The 18,450-nt window shown below is 70.7% G+C and carries 15 protein-coding genes and 1 pseudogene; 11 read left to right on the forward strand and 5 right to left on the reverse strand.

The features are described 5' to 3' along the window. Positions 1–182: 182 nt before the first annotated feature. The 4 genes from ACTMTB_RS24885 to ACTMTB_RS24900 all read right to left on the reverse strand — a co-directional run bounded on the left by ACTMTB_RS24885 (position 183) and on the right by ACTMTB_RS24900 (position 3,384). Positions 183–1,229, reverse strand: coding sequence for a hypothetical protein (locus tag ACTMTB_RS24885; RefSeq protein WP_441148637.1), 1,047 nt, complete (start codon positions 1,227–1,229; stop codon positions 183–185). Between the two features lie 13 nt (positions 1,230–1,242). Continuing rightward, positions 1,243–1,560, reverse strand: a complete 318-nt coding sequence (locus ACTMTB_RS24890; RefSeq protein WP_441148638.1) for a hypothetical protein — start codon at positions 1,558–1,560, stop codon at positions 1,243–1,245. Positions 1,561–1,771: 211 nt separating this feature from the next. Beyond that, positions 1,772–2,911: a M23 family metallopeptidase gene (locus tag ACTMTB_RS24895; RefSeq protein ID WP_441148639.1), complete on the reverse strand. Its 1,140-nt coding sequence runs from the start codon at positions 2,909–2,911 to the stop codon at positions 1,772–1,774. Then, complete coding sequence (locus tag ACTMTB_RS24900; RefSeq protein ID WP_441148640.1) at positions 2,908–3,384, reverse strand: hypothetical protein; 477 nt, start codon at positions 3,382–3,384, stop codon at positions 2,908–2,910. The genes ACTMTB_RS24895 and ACTMTB_RS24900 overlap by 4 nt, the downstream gene beginning before the upstream one ends. Positions 3,385–3,692: 308 nt before the next feature. Between ACTMTB_RS24900 and ACTMTB_RS24905 the strand changes: the two genes are divergently transcribed. The 11 genes from ACTMTB_RS24905 to ACTMTB_RS24955 all read left to right on the forward strand — a co-directional run bounded on the left by ACTMTB_RS24905 (position 3,693) and on the right by ACTMTB_RS24955 (position 17,170). After that, positions 3,693–4,187: a hypothetical protein gene (locus ACTMTB_RS24905; RefSeq protein WP_441148641.1), complete on the forward strand. Its 495-nt coding sequence runs from the start codon at positions 3,693–3,695 to the stop codon at positions 4,185–4,187. Then, a complete protein-coding gene (locus tag ACTMTB_RS24910) occupies positions 4,184–4,477 on the forward strand; it encodes a hypothetical protein (RefSeq protein ID WP_441148642.1) in 294 nt (97 codons plus the stop codon). Before ACTMTB_RS24905 ends, ACTMTB_RS24910 begins: the two co-directional genes overlap by 4 nt. An 11-nt stretch (positions 4,478–4,488) precedes the next feature. Further along, positions 4,489–5,238 (forward strand): hypothetical protein, encoded by a 750-nt coding sequence (locus tag ACTMTB_RS24915; RefSeq protein WP_441148643.1) that lies wholly within the window; start codon positions 4,489–4,491, stop codon positions 5,236–5,238. Between the two features lie 5 nt (positions 5,239–5,243). Then, positions 5,244–6,494: a hypothetical protein gene (locus ACTMTB_RS24920; RefSeq protein WP_441148644.1), complete on the forward strand. Its 1,251-nt coding sequence runs from the start codon at positions 5,244–5,246 to the stop codon at positions 6,492–6,494. Continuing rightward, positions 6,491–7,960 carry an SCO6880 family protein gene (locus tag ACTMTB_RS24925; RefSeq protein WP_441148645.1) on the forward strand — a complete coding sequence of 490 codons (1,470 nt, stop codon included), beginning with the start codon at positions 6,491–6,493 and terminating at the stop codon, positions 7,958–7,960. Before ACTMTB_RS24920 ends, ACTMTB_RS24925 begins: the two co-directional genes overlap by 4 nt. Positions 7,961–7,969: 9 nt before the next feature. Then, positions 7,970–9,454: an ATP/GTP-binding protein gene (locus tag ACTMTB_RS24930; RefSeq protein WP_441148646.1), complete on the forward strand. Its 1,485-nt coding sequence runs from the start codon at positions 7,970–7,972 to the stop codon at positions 9,452–9,454. Then, positions 9,451–11,229, forward strand: a complete 1,779-nt coding sequence (locus ACTMTB_RS24935) for a type IV secretory system conjugative DNA transfer family protein (RefSeq protein WP_441148647.1) — start codon at positions 9,451–9,453, stop codon at positions 11,227–11,229. Before ACTMTB_RS24930 ends, ACTMTB_RS24935 begins: the two co-directional genes overlap by 4 nt. Further along, a complete protein-coding gene (locus tag ACTMTB_RS24940) occupies positions 11,226–11,723 on the forward strand; it encodes a DUF4913 domain-containing protein (protein ID WP_441148648.1) in 498 nt (165 codons plus the stop codon). Before ACTMTB_RS24935 ends, ACTMTB_RS24940 begins: the two co-directional genes overlap by 4 nt. Positions 11,724–12,160: 437 nt before the next feature. After that, positions 12,161–13,090, forward strand: a complete 930-nt coding sequence (locus ACTMTB_RS24945; RefSeq protein ID WP_441148649.1) for a CehA/McbA family metallohydrolase — start codon at positions 12,161–12,163, stop codon at positions 13,088–13,090. 28 nt (positions 13,091–13,118) lie between these two features. Continuing rightward, positions 13,119–13,706, forward strand: a complete 588-nt coding sequence (locus ACTMTB_RS24950) for a hypothetical protein (protein WP_441148650.1) — start codon at positions 13,119–13,121, stop codon at positions 13,704–13,706. Positions 13,707–13,756: 50 nt separating this feature from the next. After that, a complete protein-coding gene (locus tag ACTMTB_RS24955) occupies positions 13,757–17,170 on the forward strand; it encodes an NUDIX domain-containing protein (protein ID WP_441148651.1) in 3,414 nt (1,137 codons plus the stop codon). Between the two features lie 44 nt (positions 17,171–17,214). Here ACTMTB_RS24955 and ACTMTB_RS24960 read toward each other — a convergent pair. Further along, a pseudogene (locus tag ACTMTB_RS24960) lies at positions 17,215–18,414 on the reverse strand (IS110 family transposase). Between the last annotated feature and the right edge of the window lie 36 nt (positions 18,415–18,450).

An 18,450-nucleotide genomic window follows, 5' to 3' on the forward strand; every position in this document is an offset into this window, starting at 1 on the left:
CGATCAGGCCGAGTTCGTGCTGGTGGTCGCCGAGGCGGAACTCGTAGTACCCGGGCCTTGCCGCTACAGCCGCAACCTCGGCATTCTCCGCCCCCACGCTCACGTCTGAACTTGTTTGCTTACGGTGGGTCAACCAGCGGCAGAACATCGCTGATGTGGCCGTCTTCGAAACTTTTCTGTAGCTACCGACCCGACGCCTGCGCCGGTGCTGCCGGAATAGGGGATCTCGCCGTCCCGCGCTGCGCCGCTCCGGCCAGCGCTGCAGTCGTCGCCGAAGTGCTAGCGACGACCGACTTGGCCGACGTTGGGTACGCACGCGCCGCGGCGTGGGCGGCGCGTATGTATTGCTCGACGGCTCCCGCAGAGGTTCGCCCGACTCCGACGGACTCGCTCCGCGCACGTTCCTCGGCAGTGGCACCGCAATCGTCCCGCCACTCACCTTCAATGGTGGCCGAGCTACCTTCCTCAGCGGGGTCGGCATCAGCGGCAGGTCGTTCTCCGGCGGCTTGGTCCGTGGCGTAATCGACCATCTGGAACGCGTACGCGGCGGGGGTGTGGGCCTGGTCGACGAAGCCGGGCACCTGCCGCAGCAGGTCACGCACATCGTGCCCGGCGCGCTCCAACTGGTCGAGCTTGTACGCCAGCGCCGGCCACGCCGCCGAGCCGATGACCCGCTCCGCCCGGTCGGCGGTCCACACCTCCCGCACATGCACCGCCAGCGCCTCCTGGCGCTCCTGGGCGGTGCGGCGTCGCTCGCCGACGTCATCGGGCCGGGCGTCCGCTGGCCTGTCGCCGTCGTCCAGGGCGGCGCGGTCGAGCTGGTCGGACAGCCACGCCCCATCTCCCGGCCAGGCACCGGTCTGCGGGTCGACGCGGACACCGCGCTCGGCGAGCCGCACCACCATGACCCGCTGCGCGGCACCGGCGCGCGGGTCGACGGCCGCCCACCCGGCGCTGGCCCGCCAGGCCCGCGCGATGTCGTCGACCGACGCCTGCCGCCACCACGACGCCCGGGTCGCCGGCCGCCACACCGCCGCGTCGGCCTGCTGTGCCGCGCGCACCTGGGCGCGGATGTGACGGGCCTGTTCCTCGCTGGCCCGGGCGGTGCGTTGCAGCTGGGCGATGCGGGCGTCGATGAGCACCTGCGCCAGTTGCCCGGCGGCCCGGATCGCGGCGGTGACCGCCGCGGTGGCCCGCTGGTGGATCTCGGCCATCTCGTTGTCGGGCACTACCTCGTCCTCCTCAACGCTGCGGATCCCGGTCGACGCTCGGGTCGACGCGGGGCCGGACCGGGCCCGGCACGGTGTGGACCGGCCGCTGCGGCGGCCCGCTCTGGGTCGGCACATGCACCTGGTCGACGAGCTGGGCGCCCGACTGGAGCAGGGGCATCAGGTGCGCGGCTGCCGCCGCCGCCGCGCCGGCGGCGTGGGCCTGTTGCTGCGCGGCGCGTAGCTCGGCCAGCGCCACGACCAGCCGGGCCGCCTGGACGACCACGGCGAGCAGGATGGCCGCCTCACCACCGTCGCGGGCGTGTCCGGCCACCAGCAGCGCGTCCGCCACGCGACCCAACTCCCCGGCCACGGACGACGCCGCGGGCGCCGGCGCGCGACGCGGCGGCGCCGCCGCGCGAGCCAGGGCATCGGCGGTCCGGCTCACCGGACCCCGCCCCGACGGTTCGGTGGCCGCCGCCACGCGCGCAGGCGTAGCTTCCGCGCTGGCACGTCGATGGCCTCCTCCGCTGCGGCGGGGGAGGTCATTGCGCTGTGCCCGTTCACGTGGCCGGCCCTAGCGGAGCGCCCTGGGCGCGCATGAACGGCACCGGGTTGACCGCGTTGCTGCCGTTGGCGTGGTACGGCCCGGGCGACACGTTGAGGTGCACCTCGAAGTGCAGGTGCGGTCCGGAGCTGCCGCCACTGCTGCCTACGAACCCGATGACCGTACCGGCGGTGACCTGCTGGCCGATGGAGACCTCGGGACGCTGGATCATGTGGCAGTAGCGAGTGACGACGTTGCCCGGGTGACGGATGTCGACGTACCAGCCGCAGCCGCGCTCACGGGTGTTGCCGTCCCGGTCACAGGTGGTGTACCAGTCACACTTGACCTGCTCCACCACCCCGGTCGCCGCCGCGCGGATCGCGTCCCCTCGGATATCGGCCTTCGACAGGTCCACGCCGGCGTGCAGCCGGCCTCCCCGCGGCCCGAACGAGCTGACGATGGCAGCGCGGATCGGCTGTACCCATCCGCCCGGGCCGACCGGCACCGGCCCCAGGTCGTCGACGCCGCACGGGGCGGTCGGTGGGCCGCCGCCGATGTCGTCGATGTTCGGCAGGCCGAGCACGGTCGCGGCGAGCTGCTCGGCGTCGTCCTCCCACTTCTGGTACGCCTCCGGCAGGCCGGAGCCCTGCACCGCCTGCACCGCGTCGGTAAGCCGCATCCGCTGCCAGCCGTCGACGCGCAGCAGCGCCTCGTAGAACTTCCCCGCCGCGTAGGTGGGCGTCATCCGCTCGCGGACGCTGCCCCACCCAGGCCGCTGCTGGAACAGCCCGACAGAGTCGTGGTCGCGGCCCACCCCCTCGTGCGGCAGCCTCAGCGACTCCGGCACGTTGGCGTTGGCCAGGTTGCGCAGCTCGGACTCCTGCATCGCGGTCGCCAGCGCGATGACGTAGCCGCGCGGCGGGACCTGACGCTGCCGGCCGACGGCGACGATGGTGGCGGCGTTGGTCGTCTCGACACTGCCCCACGAACCGGTGCCCGGGACCGGCGAGGCCCCCGGCAGGGACGGCACCTCGCACGCCGCCGCTTCCGCCTGCGCCTGGCCGAACATCAGCAGCGGCAACCCCACGGTGCCGCCGCATACCAGCGTGATGACCGACAGCACCGCCGCGCCGAGCGCAATCGTTCGACGGTTCATCGGCTCACCGACCGAGCGAAGTCGTTCCCGGTTACCACCCACCGGCCGTCCACGCCGGCGAGGGTGACGCTCAACGTGCCCGCGTCGGTGGCCACCTCGTACACCGCCGTGCCGCCCTTCGGTGCTTGCTTCGCCACCGGACGGCCCGTCACCTGTGTCGCCGGCACCTGCGCCGGATCAACCGTACGCAACACCCGAGCGAACCCCTCGTCACAGGTCGCCGCCACTCCCCGCCACCACACCTGCGGCGGCAGGTCCGGACGCGCCCACGCTGCAGCGAACGCCGCCGCCACGAAAGTGGCCTGCGCCGGCGGCGGGGCCGCAGGCGACTGGTCGTGATGGTGGTCGTCGCGGCCCGGCTGTTCCCCCGCCGACGACGGTGAACCGCCGTCGGCGCCGCCTGTCGGATAGACCGGGCCGCTGCGCTCCGGCGCGGGAACGCCCGCCTCGCCGATGGGCGCGCAGCCGACCACCAACAGCCCGGCGAGGACGACGCCGTAGACGACAAGAACCGGCCGACTGACCCGATCAATGTGGGCGGATGAGCGTGTTCTGCGTGCCAATCGACGCCTCCCCCGTGGTGCCTTTCGCGTCCTATCGCGGCAGAGCAAACACCATAGATCCATTTGCAAACACAGTGCTACTGTCTGGTACTTGTCGGTGACCTTGAAACACGGGGGAGGCATCGGATGGCGGGAACCATCTGCGCGCGCTGGTGGGGCCGCCGGTGAAGGCAGCGGCTATCGCGCCCTCGCGCACACGTCCCGGTCCCGCTCCCGAGATGCCCTTCGCGCTGATTCCGCAGAATCTCGACGCCTGGCCGCCGGTGTGGTGGGTCGGGTGCCACGGCGGCGCCGGGGTGAGCACCCTGGCCCGCCTGGTCGGCTTCGGACTGGACTTCGGCAGCAGAGGGTGGCCCACGGTGACGCCAGCGATGCCGGCAACCAACCTGGTCCTGGTCTGCCGGGCGTCCGCCTCCGGCACCTGGGCGGCGACCGGCGCGATCGAGCAGTGGCGTCGCCGCTCTGGGATGTCCGGCCTAATGAAGGTCCTCGGGGTAGTCGCCGTCGCCGCCTCGCCCCGCCGGCCGCCGCGCATCGCCACCGAACGACTGCAACTGCTAGGCGGATGGGCACCGGAGATCTGGCGCGTCGGCTGGGTCGACGCGCTGCTCGCCGCCGACGACCCACGCGACGTCGGCGCTCCCCCCGACATCGAGGCGCTGCGCACCGCGATATGGCAGAAGCTACACACACCCCGGGAAGGGAAACGATGACCCTGATCGACCACCTCGACCAGCTCCAGACCGCGCTGGCCGCGGCGCCCGTGCCCGACCCGGGCGGCGGCGAGGCACCCCCCGGCGTGGGCGACAAGATCCTCACCATCCTGAAGTGGGTGGCCTATCTCGCCACCGCCGCGTGCGTCGGCGGGGTGCTCTACACCGCGGCGAAGATGGCCCTGGCCCACCGCCGCGGCGACGACACCAACATCTCCCAACTCGGCTGGGTGTTCGCCGCCTGCATGCTCATCGGAAGCGCGTCCGCAGTGGTCTCCGCGCTGATCTAGGAGGAACGCCGATGCCGCGCTCGTCTGCCCCTCAGGACTTCGCCGACCGTCCGCCGTGGACACGGCCCGTCTTCATCGCCTCCGCGGCGCTGGTGCTGATCGTCGTCATCGCCGGAGTGCTCGTCGCGGTGTCGTCGCGCGACAGCGACGACGGCACCGGCAGTGGCACCACCAGTGCACCGTCGCCGAGCTCCGCACCGACCGAGACCACTACGCCGCACACCCTGCCCACCGCCGTGCCGACCGCTGCACCGGCCGGGGTGCGGTGGGATCTGGTCGGCCAGACCGCCGTGCCGGTCAGCGCGTCAGCCGGCCCGACCCGCGTCGCAGGGGGGAAGGCCGCCGGCTACGCGCACACCCCCGAGGGCGCGCTGATCGCCGCGGCGCAGCTGAGCACGCGAGCCGGGTACTCCGCCGGCCGGCAGTCGTGGGAGCCGACGATCGAGCAGCAGTTCGAGCCCGGCGCCGACCGAGACCGGCTCCTGGCGACGCTGCGCGAGGTCGGGGACGCCCCGGCGCAGCCCGGCGAGCTGAGCCAGATCGCCGGCTTCAGCTACCAGTCCTACACCCCAGAAACGGCGGTCATCGGATTGGCGTTGCGGGCGCCGTCGGCGGGCACGCCCCGCTACCACGTGCTGTCGCTGACGCTGCGCTGGCGCGACGGAGACTGGCGCATGGTCGCTCCGCCCGGCGGCGCGTGGACATCGATCAACCGGCAGACCTCCGAGCTGACCGGCATCGTCGAGTGGGGTGCCCGCTAGTGTGCGTGCCCGTCGTCGACCCGCTTTGCATCCCGGGCAAGGTCATCGACAACACGGCCAGCCGGTTCCTTGACGAGCTGGCCGAGCAGGCGTCGCAGGCCGCCGCCGAGATGCTCAAGACCCTCGTTGCGGGGTGGCTGTCGATTCCCACCCCCGAGGTGTCGCAAGAGTCTGGCGTGGTTGGCAGCCTGCGCGCCTACACCAACTGGGCGGTCACCGCTATCGCGGTCGGCGCGGTGTTGTTCGCCGCCATCCGGATGGCGCTGGAACGCAACGGTCGGGAGGCGGGCTCGTTCGCCAAGGGACTGGTGACGATGGTCGTGCTCGCCGGCGCCGGCGTGCCGGCCATCCAGCTGCTCATCGCCATCGGTGACGCCTACTCCGGGTGGATTCTCGACGCCTCCGCCAACGGCGATCTCGGTAAACGGCTCCTGCTGCTCGCCCCGGCAGCCGCCACCAACGGCCTGTCCTCGCTCATGGTCATCGGCATCTCGATCATGCTGTTCCTGTCCACCATGGTGCAGTTGCTGCTGCTGCTAGCCCGCAACGCGGGACTGGTGCTGCTGGCCGGGCTGCTGCCCTTGGCCGCGTCGGCCGGTATTTCCGGCGCCGGCCGGTCGGTGCGTGACCGGTACCTCACGTGGCTGCTCGCCCTGGTGCTCTACAAGCCGGCCGCGGCCACGATCTACGCCGCGGTGTTCTGGCTCGGTCAAGGCCAGACCCTGACCGACGTGCTGACCGGTCTGGTGATGTTCTGCATGGCGATCGTGGCGCTGCCCGCCCTGATGCGGCTCATCGCCCCGGCGGTGTCGGTACTGTCCAGCGGCGGGTCCAGTGGCGTCGCGGTCGCCGCCGCGTCCGGTGCCGGGCAGCTTGCCTCCGGCGCGGTGCGGCTCAGCGGCGCCAACGGCGGTGGATCCAGCGGCGCGGGGGCCAGCGGCGGCCCGGGCCGCCCCGGAGGCGCGGCACCGTCAGCGCCCGCGCCCCGTCCCTCCGGCGGCAGCACCGCCGGCGCGACCGGCTCCGGCAGCGCAGCTGGTACCGGGACAGCAGGGGCGGGCGCGGCAGGGGCGGGCGCGGCAGGGGCGGGCGCGGGAGCAGGGGCCGGCGCCGGTGCGGCCGGTGCGGGTGCCGCCGCCGCGGGGCCGGTCGGTGTCGCCGCCGCCGCGGGCGTCGCGGCGGCGAAGGCCGGCCCGGCGGCCGTGCGCAAGGTCGGCGGGACGGCGTCCGGAGCGACCGACGGTGAGGGATCGTGAGCACCGGAGTGCAGGAACGGGCCAGCGAGCAGCAGCGCACCTACGGCAACTGGCGGCTCGGCCGCGGGGCCGGCTTGTTCGGGCTCGGCCCGGCTGGCACCATCGCAGCGTTCCTGGTCATGGTGCTCGCCGCCGCGATGCTGCCGGTCTCCGTGCTGGCCGCGCTGATCACCGCCGTCACCGGTGTCCTGGTCCTCGCGCCCCTGGCGATCAGGATCAACGGGCGCACCGGATTCCAGGTCATCACCGCCCGGGTAGCGTGGTGGCTGGCCCGCTCCCGCCGCCACCACGTCTACGTCTCCGGGGTCGCCTCCCGGGTCACCGCCGCCCACCAACTGCCCGGGGTGCTCGCCCGCTCCGAGGTGTACGAAGTGGAAACCGGCCGCTCCGGCGTAGTGGCCGTGGTCGTGGTGCCGCAGAGCCGGCACTACACCGTCACCCTGCGCTGCGCACCCGAGGGCATGGACCTGGTCGACCAGGCCGTCATCGACGCCCGCGTCGGGCACCTGGCGTCCTGGCTGGCGGCGCTGTCCCGGGAGCCGCAGCTCGTGCAGGCCCAGGTCACTGTCGAGACCACGCCGGACCCGGGCACCCGACTGGCCGCCGAGGTCGCGGCCACCAGCCGGCCTAACGCGCCGGCGCTGGCCCTGCAGGTCCTGGACGACGTCGTACAGTCGTACCCGGCCGGGTCGGCGACCGTGGACACCCGCGTGTCGCTGACCTACACCGCCCCAACTGGGCGGTCCATGTCGCACGAGGACGTCTGCCGAGAGGTCGCCGCCCGGCTGCCGCACCTGCACGCCGGCCTCACCGGTGCCACCGGTGCCGGGATCGTGCCGATGTCCGCCCGCGGCCTCGCCGGGGTGGTGCGCGCCGCCTACGACCCGGGCGCCGCCCTGGACCTCGCCCGAGAGCCGCAGCTCACCCCCGACTGGACGCAGGCCGGACCGGTCGCCACCCGGGAGAGCTGGGATGCCTACCGGCACGACTCCGGGGTGTCGCGCACCTGGTGCATGGTCGAGGCGCCCCGCGGGGTGGTGTACTCGCGGCTGTTCGCCCGGCTGACCGACCCGGACCCGCAGTTGCTACGCAAGCGGGTCACGATGATCTACCGGCCGTACTCGCCGGGCGAGGCGGCCCGGCTGGTCGAGGCCGACAAGCGCGACGCGCGGTTCCTGGCCGGAAAGAAGCACCGGCCCAGCGCCCGGGACCTGACCGACCTGGCCGCCGCCGAGCAGGCCGCGGAGGAGGAAGCCACCGGCGCCGGGGTCACCCGGTTCAGCGTGTTGGTCACCGCGACCGTCGCCGACGAGAGGCAGCTCGACGAGGCCGGCGGCATCATCCGGGCCCGCGCCGGGGAGGCCCGCCTGGTGCTGCGGCCGATGTACGGCTGCCAGGCCGCCGGGTTCGCCGCCGGCCTGCCCGCCGGCGTGGTCCTGCCCACCCACGCCACCATCCCCTTCTAGGACGCCGGCATGACGATCAGCCCCCGCGAGAACATCTCACCCCCGCCGCGTCGACCAGCCGGCCGTCGGCCCGGCCGCCTCGGCCACGCCGCACCCGGCGGCGGCCGGTGGTCGTACATCGAGCCGCCGACGGAGTACAGGGGCACCACCGTGCAGGTGTGCGGCCTGTTCCCGTTCGGCACCGGCGCGTCGACGCCGATGATCGGCGTGCCGGTCGGCCGGCACCTCTACACCGGCAGCGCGGTCTGCTTCGACCCGATCTCCTGGTACACCCGCGCCCGACTGATCAACAACCCGTCGGTGTGGATCGAGGGCGAGCCCGGCATGGGCAAGTCCACGGCGGTGCGGCGGATGGTCCTCGGGCTGACCGCCCAGGGCGTCACCCCGCTGATCCTCGGCGACCTCAAGCCCGACTACGCCGAGCTGGTCCGTGCCCTGGGCGGGCAGGTGCTGCGGGTCGGGCCCGGTCTGGACCGTATCAACCCCCTCGACGCCGGCCCGTGGCGGCAGGTCCTCGACCGGGTCGACGAGCGCACCGGCGCCGTGGTGCGCGCCGCGGTCACCGACCGGCGGCTGAACATGCTGGTCGCCCTGGCCACCCTCATCCGACGCGGGCCCGTCAGCTCCGATGAGACCACCGTGCTGTCCGCCGCGCTGCGCTACCTCGCCGAGCGGGAAACCGACACACAGCCGGTGCTCTCCGACGTCCTGCGTGTCATCCGCGACGCCCCTGCGGAGGTCCGCGCCGTCACCCTCTGGCAGGAAGAGGAGGACCTCCCTCGGTTCCGGGAGGACACCGCAGGGCTGCACCGCACCCTGCTGGCGCTGCTGCACGGCCCGCTCGGCGACACCTTCGAGGGCCAGACCACCACCGCGATCCGCCTCGACACCCCAGCGGTGTGCGTGGACATCTCCAGCATCGACGACACCGACGAGCTACGCACCGCCGCGACCCTACTTTCGACCTGGTCCTACGGCTTCGCCCAAGTGGAGGCCGCACACCTGATGGCCGACCTCAACCTCGCCCCGGCCCGCACGTTCTTCACCGTGCTCGATGAGCTGTGGCGGGCGCTGCGCGTCGGGCACGGCCTGGTCGACCGCGCCGACGGCCTGACCCGTCTCAACCGGCAGAAGGGCACCGGCACGGCCTTCATCACCCACAGCCTCGCTGACCTGGAAGCGCTGCCCACCGCCCACGACCGGGCCAAGGCTCGCGGCTTCGCCGAGCGGTCCGCGGTGCTGATGATCGGTCCCTGCTCGGAGCAGGAACTGGACGCCGTCTCCCGGGTCCGGCCGCTGTCGCAGGCCGAGCGACGGGAGGTGCTGTCCTGGTCGGCGCCGCCGTCGTGGACGGCCGCCGAGGGCAGCGAGACTGTTGGCCGCGGGAACTTCCTGATCAAGGTCGGTTCCCGGCCGGGCATCCCGGTGCACCTGGAACCCACCGAGACGGAGAAGCGCCTCGGCAACACCGACTTCCGCTGGACGATGACGTGAGCCGCCCCGCCGGGCCCCGGGGCGGCCACGACGACGTCGGCCTGATCGTCGGCGGCATCGCCGCCCTGGCCCTGGCCCTGGCCAGCGCGGCGTGGCTGCCGGTCGTGCTCACCAGGCCGCCCGGATACACCGGGGGCGGCCCGATCCGGGTCGCGGTCGCGGTGCTGCACGGTGAGATCACCTGGACCACCGCCTGCACGCTCGTCGCCGCCAGCGAGGTCGCCGTCCTGGCGCTGTTGATCACCGCGGCGGTGGCGGCCTGGCGGTGGGCCCGCCGGCGGCGCACCCGCGTCGACCCGGCTGCCCGGCGGATGGCCACCCGCAAGGACCTCGCGCACCTCGGACCCAAGGGCGTCGCGGACAGCGGCCGGCGGCTACGGCCCAGCCTCGCCGACGTCAACCGCCCCGAGCCGGACCAGCTCGGCGTGCTGATCGCCTACACCGTCGCTGGCGGGATGCCGCTGCGCCAGTCCTGGGAGGACATGGCCATCGACATCTGGGGCCCGCGCACCGGCAAGACCACCAGCCGGGCCATCCCCGCCGTCGTCGCCGCCCCCGGGCCGACGCTGGTCACCAGCGTCAAGGGCGACATCGTCGACGCCACCCGCGAGGTCCGCGCCGCCTGCGGCACGGTGTGGGCATTCGACCCCCAACACATCCTCGGCGCCGAACAGGGCATGTGGTGGAACCCGCTGCGCGCCGTGGCCACGGTCACCGACGCCCGACGCCTCGCCGAGCACTTCGCCGCCGCCGAACGTGAACCCGGGGTCAGCCGCGACGCCTTCTTCGACCCCAGCTCCGAGGAACTGGTCGCGAACCTCCTGTTGGCGGCCGCCGTCTCTGGTCGGGACATCCTCGCCGCGTACCGGTGGGCGGTCAGCCCCCGCGACGACGAGCCGGCGATGCTGCTGCGCGAGCACGGCTACGACCTGCCCGCCGACGCGGTCGCCGGGGTGGTCAACATGCCCGACAAGACCCGAGGCGGCATCTACGCCGGCGCCCAGAAGATGCTCATGTGCCTCACCGAGCCCGCCGTCACCGCCTGGGTCACCCCACCCACCCGCGGCGGCGTACTCGAATTCGACCCGGCCGCATTCGTGGCCTCCACCGACGTGCTGTACCTGCTCTCCCAGGGCGGACCCGGATCTCCTGCCCCGCTGGTCGCCGCGCTCACCGACGCGGTTCTGCGCGCCGGCGAGCTACGCGCTAGGGCCTCGACCGGGCGGCGCCTGGACCCGCCGCTACTGAGCATCCTCGACGAGGCCGCCAACATCTGCCGGCTGCGCCAGCTTCCCAGCCTCTACTCCTACTACGGCTCCCACGGGCTGCCGATCATCACGATCCTGCAGTCCTACCCACAGGGCGTCGACGTGTGGGGCCGCGAGGGCATGCGCAAACTCTGGTCCGCGGCGAACGTGCGCACCTACGGCGGCGGCGTCGCCGACCCCGACTGGCTGGAGGAACTCTCGAAGCTGATCGGCGAGCACGACGTCACGACCCGCTCGACCAGCAGCAGCGGATCCGGGTGGGGCCAGCGGTCGGTTTCGCACGCCACCCGCCGGCAGCGCATCCTCGACGTCTCCGATCTGCACGCCCTTCCCCGCGGCCGGATGGTCGTCTACGCCTCCGGCGCCCCACCGGCCCTCGCCCGCACCGCCCCCTGGCAGGACGGCCCGCACGCCGCCGCGATCCGCGCCTCGATAGCCCGCTGGGACCCCGACAGCCGCACTGACTGGACCCTGTCCCCCGACGCCCCGCCGGAGCCAACACCATGACCACACCAGCCACCGGGCCCGGGCCAGTCAGCGACCCAGTCGCGGACCTCAACGCTCTGCTCGGGCAGCTCGTCGGCGACCAAGCCCCGACCTCAGTCCAGCCGCCGGCCGAGGACCCGGCAGAGCCGGAGCCGGCCTATCGCAACGTCGAAGCGTTCATCCAGGAGTACCTCGCCCACGTCGTTGAGCGGCGCCTCGCCTCCGGGCCTACCTCCGGGGTGAATTGGTGTCCGCGTTGGTGGGCACACCCGGAGGCGATCTCCCGCCTGTACGCGCTGTGGCGGGCCTGGGAAACGCTACGGCTCAGCGACCCCCAAACTGGCATGAGTATCTGGTGGCGCGACCACCTGGACCCGCACCTCGCCGCACTCGGCGCCGAGTACGGACCGTTCAGCCGGTGCAGCCCGGAAAAGCACACCGAACCGCGGCCTCTACCCGTGGAGCAGGCACCACCGGAAGTGCTCGCGCAGTTCCTTGATGCCGACAGCCTCTAACGAACGTCGCCTCTCCGGCCTCTTGACCATCGGTCAAACCTTGATTGTCAATCTTGATGGGATATCTTGAAGGTATGTCTGGCGAGTCGGGTCAGCCTCTCCCTCGGTTGCTCCCCACTGGGAGTTGCTGGTGTGGATGCGGTAGGGACACTGCCGTCGGCTCCTTCTTCATCCGCGGTCACGACAAGATCGCGGAAGCCGCGCTGATGGCGCTTGAGTACGACAGCTCTGTGCCCCAGCTTCTCCACCGCCATGGCTTCGGTCCTCAAAGATCCGTGACTGACGCCGCCGTCGACGCCACCGACTGCCCCTGGATGCGGTGCAGGCACTGCGGCTACGCAGGCGCACCTGACAGTGTCCGCCGGCATGAGGCCAACCACAGCACGCGATGACACCCGCAGCAGCCACCTGAAACGAGGACACGTGACCGACGGGCGATGCACGTGACTTTCCCCTTCAATGAGCCCGGTCGCTTCTGGCGGGGCAATCTTCACACCCACTCCGACCGCTCAGACGGAGCCCTACCTCCCGAGGAGATCGCGCGCCGCTACCGAGAAGCGGGCTACGACTTCCTGGCCATCACCGACCACTTCCGAGCCAAGTACAACTTCCCGCTGACGGACACCCGGCAGTTGCGCACGTCCAGGTTCACCACCCTGCTGGGTGCCGAACTGCACCCTCCACGCACGGAATTTTCCTCGGAGTGGCACATCCTGGCGGTGGGGCTGCCACTCGGCTTCCCTCCACCCGAGCCCGACGAGAGCGCGCCGCAGCTAGCCCGCCGAGCCAGAGGCGCTGGCGCGTTCATTGGCATGGCCCATCCCGCAGCGTCGCTACTTACGACCGCCGATGCCGAGAGCCTCGATGCGGCCCACGCGGTCGAGGTCTACAACGCGCTCTCAGCACGTGAGGACCGGGGCGACAGCTGGCACCTGGCCGACGTTCTGATCAACCGAGGACACCGGCTGAGCGCTTACGCTGCCGATGATGCCCACTTTCAGCCCCACGACCCTCCAGGCTGCGCGGCCTGGGTTCAAGTGCGCGCCGAATCCCTCGACCCGCAGGCACTTCTCGCCGCCCTCAAAGCCGGCCACTACTACTCCAGCACCGGGCCCGAACTGCACGACATAAAGCTCGATGACGACCTCATCACGGTGCGCTGCTCACCCGTGCGCAAAGTGCTGATCACCGGCGGGGATCCGGGCGCAAAGGTTGTCCAAGGCGAGGCACTGACCGAGTGCTCCCTGCCGCTCGCGATGTTCAAGCGCAGGTGGTGCCGAGTCACGGTCGAGGACAGCCACGGCCGGCGCGCCTGGAGCAACCCGATCTACCTTCCACCAGGCCGCACCCCCTCCATCACGGCGTAATCGTCAAGACCGAGAGAAGGACGCTCTCATGCTTTGGCCCGCGCTCCGAGTGCTCTCTCAGGGAGAGCTGGCATCTGACCAACTACAACGACTGGTCGGCACACTCCAGCTTGAAAACGCTCCTCGCAGCGACGGACCCGCAGCGGCGAAGAGCATCGCTCACCGCTCCTTCACCGATACCACTGGCACACGTCTCGTCCTGGACCTCGCGCGCACTGGCGAGTCCGGCTGGGTGTTCACCCTGTTTTTTGAGGGAGAGCCACCCTCCACCGATACGGTCGAAGGCCACCGGGCACTGCTCCGGGGCGTCGTCGAACGACTCGGCCTCACCCTCATCGAAATCACTCCTGCCGTCACCGCCGACGAAGTACACGTCACGCCTCGGCAGCCGGCCGGCTCCGCAGAGCCGACCATCGGTCACTCCTGGGACCTCCCATACACCGAACTTGATCAACTATGGCCGCACGTCGGCCTGCGCAAGAACGCTCCCAAGGAAGTGAAGGCAGTCAAGCTACGCGAGGTGATGCGCAGCCCTGCATGGTGCGCTGCTCCCGCGGATCTTCAGCAGGAAGCTGAGTCCTTCCTCGAAGACGCCGAACGCGGCACAGCCAAGTAAATCCAGCAGCGCTAGAACGAGACGCGGTTTCACCTCTGGACGGGGGCCAGGTGAGCGAGCAGCCGATCAATGAGGCGGCCAGGCGAGAACTCGTCCTTCCCGCGATGGCCGGCGACAGTTGGGTCAACTGCGCACAGGGGCACGCGCATTGGGGCCGATTCGGCGCCGCCGGGTTGCTGCCCGTCTACCGTGCCGCGGACGGCGAGGTGCACGTCCTGATGCACTATCGAGGCGCGAGCACCGACCAAGGAGGAACCTGGGCGCTTCTTGGCGGCGCACGGGACAGCCACGAGTCGGCGGCCGAGGCCGCACTCCGCGAGGCAACGGAGGAGAGTGACTTCGATCCCACCCATGCCCGTATCGAGCGTGTGGTCCGAGACGACCACGGCGGCTGGTCGTATGACACCGTCATCGTCTCGCTCGACCGACCCGAGCCGGTGCAGGGGGTCGAGGGCGAGTCGGTGGCACTGGCCTGGGTGCCGCTCTCGGAAGTCCAGGACCTGAATCTTCATTCTGGCTTTTCGGGGAGCTGGCCGAAGGTCCGGACGGCGCTCGACGCGGTGCTGGCCGTCGAGTCGCCTACGCCGCCGGCCGCCCCTGCCGCACGGCCCGACGGGGAACTTCCGCTGCCGACGCATCCGGCGACTGGCGCCCAGGTGCTCGCGCGAGAAGCGCTTGACAGTGGTGAGGGCATCTCACGCAGAGAGCTGGTCACCTTCAGCGACGGCACCTTCGCTCTGTATGAGGAGTACCTACGGACCGAGGACGCCAGGCTCAAGGTGCTCGACGCGTACGTCGGCCGAGCGGTAGGCGCCCGAGTTCCGCTTTCGTACCCGCTGGGGCCTCAGGAGCTCTACACCGATCACATGCCCGGCCAGCCGGCGTCCGCCCGTTACGGAAGCCTCACTGACCTGGCAGATGGAGGGATGCCGGCCACCCGCGACGGCGTGTTCCTCGGCCTCTACTACGCGTTGACCGCTACTCATGGCCTCACCGTCGACCAGGTTCTCGTCGGAGAACAGCAAAGCCTCATCACGGCAACCAAGGCAGCCACCTCGCACGGCGCTTTCCCCGACGCTGACAACCCCTTTGTCCGCGTCTTCTACCGCCAGGTTGAGCCGCACGTGTTCTCCTGGGTGGACAACCCGATCCCTCCTGCAGATATCGAGATCATGGGACGGCAGCTCGACGGCCTACGCCCCCTCTTCGAGCAGCTCGGTCGGCCCGACTTGCACGACGCTGTCATGGAGCGATTCGGTCAGGTCTCCGAGCACGCCGTCGGCACAGCTCCCCTGCTGCCCCGGCCACCTGGCGGCAAGGTCACACTTCCCGACCCGATGCCTGAGCGGCACTACCCTCTGGCACCGCCACCCGACTCGCAGGAACGGACCCGGCATCAGCAGATCGCCGAGGCGCTGCTGACCGACAACGGCCGTATCACCGACACGCCTCAGGCCAAGACCATCGCCATCCAGGCCCTCGCCGACCGGATGCGGTCGTCCACGCCCGAACTCGTTCTTGCGGCGTTCGGCCTGGTCGTCGGTACCGACATGGGACACCGGTTAGGAGACGGCCGCTACGTGCTCGTGCCGCACAACGAGCAGTACCCGTCGATGGGAGCTGATGTCCTCCTTTTCGACGAGCTCAACCCGGCGGACCCTCGGCACGCCCCGAGCAAGGTGGTGCGCATGGACGATCCGCGCGCCGAAACCCTCGTCCGCTGGATCGCGGTCAGCGAGCTGATGAGTTCCTGGTCGTACGGCTCCAACAACAACGTGCGGGTGCTGGCCCTGCAGGAAGCCGCCAAAGAGGAGTTCGGGCTGGCGGGTGTTCTGGAGTGGCGGATGGATCCCAAGACGCGCGACGCTGTCGCCCTGGAACTCGACTACAACCGCGACGCGCTGCGGGACTTCCTACGCAGCCAGTACGAGATGACGCAGGAGACCCTTGCCAGCCGCGGCATCACCGAGGTCATCGCCTACCGGGCGCTGACCTGGGAAGAGGGATCAGCGCAGCCAGACTGGGCTGGACTCAACGTCGGAGACACCTTCGAGGCACGTCAGCGGCCGCTAGCGAGCTGGGCCGCAGACCGTCAGATCGTCGCCGACTGGCTGGAGAAGCGTGGCGGCCGTGCAGTGATTTTGGTTGATCGCAAGCCGGCGCAGGACGTCCTGTCCATCCCCATGACGGGCATAGGCTACTTCGCACAGAAGGAGCTGGTCACCCTGCCGGGCGACAGCCTCGTCACGCTAGACGGCGTCTTCACCGGCAACACCCCGGCAGCAGCGGCAGAGCAAACCACAGCGAGCAGCGTCGCCCTCGGCGCCCCTTCCCTGGAAGGTGCTGCGGAGACCCCTCCGAGTGACGCAGAGAAGGAGCCGGTGTCGGACGCTCCTGATCATTGGCGTCCCCTCACCATTACGGCCCAGCTGGACCCTGCGGACCCCATCGACAGCCAGATCATTCGGATCCTCGACGGCGAGGAGGAGCTGCCAAGCTGGTGGCCGCGGGATGACTCCGGTTACGCCATCACAAGGCGTGACCTCGACTTCCTGGGCATCAACCCGGTCCAGGTGAAGTGGATGCTCACTGGTGAGGCGCCCATGGGCATGACCCCGGAGCTCTACCAGCGGTTCGGCACGGAGATGCTGAAGGCGCTCGAGCGCGACGGCATTGACCCGTCTCAGGTCGACATCCGCCTGAAAGGAACCGGCGCTGGCTTTTTCTCCGGAGGCCACAAAACGATGCCACGTGAGGAGGACTTGACTGCCAGGCCGATGGCGGCGCAGCGTCTCCGAGACTGGTTCGGCGAGAGCCTCGATCGTCCCCTGCGCCGTCCGTACGACGCCATGTGGCGCCTCGGCCTCGAACGAGCGCCCAGCGACTTCGATCTAGACATCAACAGCACTGCCATAGTTCGGGCTGCTCGAACGTACTGGCGGACCCATCACTCCCACCGCTACCTGGGCGATTTCATGAACGGCCACGGATATATAGACAAACAGGCCGCGATCGGCACCCTCCCAGCGCTGGCCGCCTGGGCGCGTAGGTGGGAAGAGACGCTGGGCAGACCGCTGTCCCTGGGGATCTTCGAGTCCAGCGGGCCGTTTGATGCCACTGTGCTCGGCCGAACCCTCTCCTCCCACTTCCGCGAGACCGACTGGATCATCCACAGCCCTGACGTACCCATGGCTTGGCGTACGTCAAGATCCAGGATCACCACACCGCCGCGTTCGCCAGGGGAAGCCAGCCGGTTGGAGGCTTCCTCTCGGCCACGAATTGGCTCCCAGAAACCCCTGCCCCGGCTCACCGGGCGATCCGCGTCGGCTGCTGCAGCGAAAGCGTTCCCGACAAGCACACGACAATCCCTGCCCAGGCAACCTTCCGAAGGTTACGCCGACCAACCGACAGCCCGACGGGCGACGAGCCGGGAAGCCGGCAAGGATGAGGAACCGACCCGGTAGCCGAAGGCACTGATCAACCACGGGGGGTGTCCCTATGGGTTTCGTCAAGCGGGGATGGGGGTCGTTGGGCGTGGCTGGTAGGGGATCTTGTCGCGGAGCATGGCGAACAGGACGTCGCAGCGGCGTCGGGCGAGGCAGATGAGGGCGGCCTTGTGGCGTTTGCCTTCGGCACGTTTGCGGTCGTAGTAGGCGCGGCTGGCGGGGTCGGCCAGGGCGGCGAACGCGGCGAGGGAAGAACGCGCGTTTGAGCTGCTTGTTGCCGCCTCGGGGTGGGTGTTCGCCGCGGATGCTGCTGCCGGAGCGGCGGGGGACGGGGGCCAGGCCGGCGTAGGCGGCGAGGTGGCCGGGGTGGCTAAGGCGGTGCCGTCGCCGACTTCGAGGAGGATCCGGGCGGCGGTCCTGACGCCGATGCCGGGCATCGAGGTCAGGACCGAGGCGAGAGGGTGCGCATCGAGCATCCTCTCGACCTCGCCAGCGACCTGGTCGCGTTGCCGCAGGATGTCGCGGAGGCTGTCGGCGAGGCGGGGCAGGATCGTCTCCGCAGCCTGGGTGCCGGGGACGGTGACAGTCTGCTCGTCGAGGGCGGTCATGACCTGCTCGACCAGTCGTTCGCCCAGGCGAGGAGCGTGGGATCCGGCGATGGACAGCAGTTTTGCGTCGGCCTGCCTTGCGCATCCCTGCTGGTCCCCCGCAGCGGGACAGCAGCTCCAGGACGGCCTTGTGCTGCACTTTCGGGCCGAGGACCCGTTCCAGAGCGGGGTGGATCTGCGTGAGCAGTCCCCGGATCCGATTCGAGACCCGAGTGGCCTCGCCAGCGAGGTCGTCATCGAAACCGACCAAGACTTCCAGCTCAGCCAAGGTTTCGTCGCCGACATCGACCCGCCGCAGTGTGTGCGGCAGGTGCGGGCGGCGTCGGCGATGACGTAGGCATCGCGGGCGTCGGTCTTCGCCGCACCGGGATGCAGGTCAGCGATGCGCCGCATCGCCAGGCCGGGCAGGTATGCCACCTGATGACCGCACGCCCGGGCGACCACGATCGGCAGGGCGCCGATCGAGGCCGGCTGGTCGACCACCACAAGAATCCGAGCGTGACGGCCGAGTTTGTCGAACAGTTGCCGCAGCCTGACCTCAGTGTTCGGCAGCGGCCCGTCGTGCAGCCGCTTGCCGTCCGCAGACAGCCCGACCGCGTGATGACCTTCCTTGCCGACGTCCAAACCGAGGAACACGCCGTAGTCGCCGTGCACCCCACGCCTCCTCACCCGCGTCGCCTCCTCGGCTGC

The organism is Micromonospora sp. L32 (assembly GCF_052068055.1).
Classification (GTDB): domain Bacteria; phylum Actinomycetota; class Actinomycetes; order Mycobacteriales; family Micromonosporaceae; genus Micromonospora; species Micromonospora purpureochromogenes.